Genomic DNA, 2285 nt, shown 5'->3' with positions numbered 1-2285 from the left:
GCCGGGCAGATAGGGCTGGAAATGATAGCCGCATAAGGCTTGAATACAAACAATGGATCCTCACAAAAACTGGAGGAAACTTGGGTCTCAGGTCAACGCCTAAAATGCGTCTGGAGAAAACTATTGCGGCCAATTTCAGGTTAAGTTGATAGCGCCTAACTGAGGCAACTCTCAGGGAGCGGATAGGGCTGCCTACAAACACTCCTAAGGTGCTCGAAGAAATTCTCGACAAATTTACTCTAAGGGCTCGCCTTAAAGCCCTAGGTTTATCCGATCTTGAAGCATTCTGCGCGCAAGATGAAGAAATTTATGTAGAGTTCGTCAAAACTAAACCGCTTGTTTTTAAACCAAGAAAAGGAATGGGTAGCGCATCGGTCACAGCTCTTGCGGTCGAATTTAAGTTAAGTTGACGGCACCCTTCATAGCCCCTTCGCGCAGCAACTTCGTCAGCGGATCATCAAAAACAGTGCTTTGACAGGGAAGCTCAAGAACATTAGTTTCATCCATGGTGGCGTATCTCCTAATGGTTGGAACGTTGGTTTGCTAATCAAACATTCAACCAGGTGCCCTGCCATCTCAAAAGCCCCGTACACCAGATTCAGTTATAGCTCTTTTTACATTTGCCTGCGAGTTTACTATGAATGCAATTACACAATTGCCCCAGCTCTACGAACAACAAGATCTCGCTTTTACTTTTGTTGCGCCTGCATTGCCTGATGCGCAACTGCTGGTCACAGGATTTTCGGCAGACGAGCGCATTAATGGGGCGTTGTTGCATAATAGAATAATCCCACACCAAACCAGACATTTTTTGCATAATGCTGCTTGTTTTAAGCGCAAGAATAGCTCTGTATTCCCGCATGTTCTGTTAGATAATTCCCTTATGCAACAACGCCTCATTACTCCAAGTTTCTATTGTTGACAACAAGGTGGTCGTAATGATTTTCGATAAGATTAACGAAGGAAAATCTGATTTTACAAAGGTATACAATAATTGTACGCCTTCACTTTATTTTCAAACCATGCAGGGAAGCGGTTATAGTATTCCGGAATCGAGTGCCGAGATGACTATGTATTTATTGGAGTTATTGTCTTTTAAACAAGAAGAAAATTTTAATATACTAGATATTGGTTGTTCTTATGGAGTAAATTCGTCCGTTCTAAAGTATGGAATGCGCCTTGATGAATTGTATGAGCTTTACGCAATCACAGGAAATCGAGGCGAAATAATCACACGTGACAAACGTTTATACACTGAAAGAGATGCTCAATCAAATTTGAATTTTTTTGGGTTTGACAGTGCAGACGAGGCTGTGAAGTACGCTATTGAATCCCGGGCGATTAGTGATGGATGGAGCGCTGACTACGAACACTCTGATTCAAATGTAGGCGTTGATCAAATACCTATCAAAGCTCTAGGCTCAATTGATGTGATCCTTTCGACCGGATGTGTGGGTTATATCACAGAACGCACCTTTAACACGATTCTGCCATTTATGGGGAACTCTCTCCCTTTAATGACCATATCCTATGTTTTGCGCATGTTCGACTACTCGAACATCGCAAAGGCGTTGAAGCAACATGGTTACAACACCGCCAGGTTGCCGAACCAACAGTTCCATCAGCGACGTTGTACCGGCCGCGAGGAACATGATTTTTCTTTGTCTCAACTTCGAGCTCGCGGACTTCATCCCACCCGTTCTGAAGTTGAAGGTATTCTCTGCGCAGACCTGTATGTTTCTTGGCGCGATGAAGTTCCGGAACAGGCTCTAAAGTGGGTCAAAGGTCTCCAGCAGCTGCTGGCGTAATATATAATCTTGAATTTTAGGGAGATGGATTGGTGTTATCAAGTTAACTTTGGCTCCAGCTCCGATTGGTAGTTGGGCAACATGACTTGTGCTCCGATCAGTTACAAACGCCATCGCTTTCCACCCGAAATTATCGCTCACGTTGTTTGGCTCTATCACCGCTTCTCCCTCAGCCTGCGCTAGGTTGAGGAGATGCTGCTGGAGCGCGGCTTAACCCTGTCCTATGAAACCATCCGCAAGTGGGGGATCAAGTTTGGCCAACTTACACTCGTCAGTTACGCCGCAAAAGAGCACAAAGCTCGGATATCTGGTATCTTGATGAGGTTGTGATCAAGATCCAGAACCAACGATACTACCTGTGGCGGGCAGTTGATTAGGATGATTACATTCTGGACGAAATCCTTCAAAAACGGCGCAATACCAAGGCTGCGAGGCGCTTGTTGACCCGTCTTTTATCGAAGCAAGGCGTTGCTCCAA

2 protein-coding genes and 1 pseudogene are annotated in these 2285 nt (G+C 44.9%); all 3 read left to right on the top strand.

What is annotated here, in order from left to right:
- The first annotated feature begins 637 nt into the window (after window positions 1-637).
- The gene (locus tag BMZ51_RS23520) at window positions 638-922 is read left to right on the top strand and encodes a hypothetical protein (protein ID WP_074882420.1); all 285 of its coding nucleotides are present in this window, start codon (window positions 638-640) and stop codon (window positions 920-922) included.
- A gap of 16 nt (window positions 923-938) precedes the next feature.
- Complete coding sequence (locus BMZ51_RS23515) at window positions 939-1808, top strand: hypothetical protein (protein ID WP_139201483.1); 870 nt, start codon at window positions 939-941, stop codon at window positions 1806-1808.
- An 81-nt stretch (window positions 1809-1889) separates the two neighbouring features.
- Window positions 1890-2285 (top strand): annotated as a pseudogene (locus tag BMZ51_RS24600) (IS6 family transposase); the annotation flags it as partial.

This window comes from Pseudovibrio axinellae (assembly GCF_900110875.1).
Classification (GTDB): domain Bacteria; phylum Pseudomonadota; class Alphaproteobacteria; order Rhizobiales; family Stappiaceae; genus Pseudovibrio; species Pseudovibrio axinellae.
This window is presented reverse-complemented; position numbering and strand designations above follow the sequence as displayed.